The sequence below is a fragment of the Kaistella sp. CFF1-2 genome, from assembly GCF_059509915.1.
In genome coordinates, this window is record NZ_JCAKLF010000031.1 from 1 (window position 1) to 814 (window position 814).

2 protein-coding genes are annotated in these 814 nt (G+C 28.6%); both read right to left on the reverse strand.

Going from position 1 to position 814, the window contains the following annotated elements; translation table 11 throughout:
* Positions 1-46: 46 nt before the first annotated feature.
* Positions 47-208, reverse strand: a complete 162-nt coding sequence (locus AC5XHR_RS13775) for a hypothetical protein (RefSeq protein WP_495951355.1) — start codon at positions 206-208, stop codon at positions 47-49.
* Positions 198-734 carry a hypothetical protein gene (locus tag AC5XHR_RS13780; RefSeq protein ID WP_495951356.1) on the reverse strand — a complete coding sequence of 179 codons (537 nt, stop codon included), beginning with the start codon at positions 732-734 and terminating at the stop codon, positions 198-200. Before AC5XHR_RS13780 ends, AC5XHR_RS13775 begins: the two co-directional genes overlap by 11 nt.
* Positions 735-814: the final 80 nt, after the last annotated feature.

Sequence of the window (814 nt, forward strand, 5' to 3'; positions counted from 1 at the left end):
CATTTAACCCCGCATTTTGCCAATACAATGTTAGCAGAAGTGCCAATTAAACAGTTTCTTTTGGTTTTCTTTTAGTAGTCTTCTTTACTGTTTTTGTTTTCTCTTTTAAGGCGCGAATAAATTCACTTATTCTTAATTCTTCCTCCTTTGTTAAAGGTTTTCCGTCGCCTATAAAATCTACATCTAATTCTTTTAATTTATTTCTCATTTGGAAAATATTTATTGGTTAATTTTAATGCAGCAATTTTGTCAATAATCATAATTCTTCCACCAGCATGAATTGCTCCTAAAGATTCTTCATAATGCTTGATAAGTTGAGTTTTTGCAACAAATGATATATTTCCTTCGTGTCCTCTTTGAAAAGAAAGTTTACAAGCAAAAGCAACCAAATTTCCTGGAACTCCAGCATAAACTTTTGATTTTCCTTTGTTGAATGGTGCACTTTCAATCAAATGCATATAAACGTGATCAAATTTAATTTCTAAACTTATTAAACCTTGAATTACGTTTTGATTATTAGTAATTGTTAATTTATAAACATCTCTTTGTGGTTGTTTAAATTCAGTTTTCCAATCAAATTGCCAACCGTTTTTTTTCAAAACATTTTTAAATTCGGAAATAGAGTTCATCATTATTACTTCAGTTGCAAAACTATCTTCAGTAATAACGTTTTGAATTGAGTTTGTTAACTTATCAATTTCAAAATCAAGTCCTATTTCTTCTTCTTTTTTCATATTGTGAAGATATTAAAAATTGCTTTCTTAAGCAAGACTTTGATTCTATATCGCAATTTTTATGGCATTTCTGCTAACGG